At 69.2% G+C, this 302-nt stretch carries 1 pseudogene; it reads right to left on the reverse strand.

The window, feature by feature from the left end:
- Nucleotides 1–178 precede the first annotated feature (178 nt).
- Nucleotides 179–302 (reverse strand): annotated as a pseudogene (locus tag JHD62_RS21955) (segregation/condensation protein A); the annotation flags it as partial.

A 302-nucleotide genomic window follows, 5' to 3' on the forward strand; every position in this document is an offset into this window, starting at 1 on the left:
CCCCCCCCCCCCCCCCCCCCCCCCCCCCCCCCCCCCCCCCCCCCCCCCCCCCCCCCCCCCCCCCCCCCCCCCCCCCCCCCCCCCCCCCCCCCCCCCCCCCCCCTTTTCAAGCAGCAGACGGCATACGAGATTATTGCGTTCGTCTCGTGGGCTCGGAGATGTGTATAAGAGACAGGCCCATGTACTGGCGGGTGATGTCGGCCATGGGGATATTCAGCACATCCAGGTTTTGCTTGCGGATGAGGTAGAGCAGCAAATCCAGCGGGCCTTCGAAGCTTTCCAGAATCACCTGCAAGGCATCG

The sequence above is a fragment of the Aquitalea sp. ASV11 genome, assembly GCF_016429185.1.
In the GTDB taxonomy this organism is placed as follows: Bacteria; Pseudomonadota; Gammaproteobacteria; order Burkholderiales; family Chromobacteriaceae; genus Aquitalea; species Aquitalea pelogenes.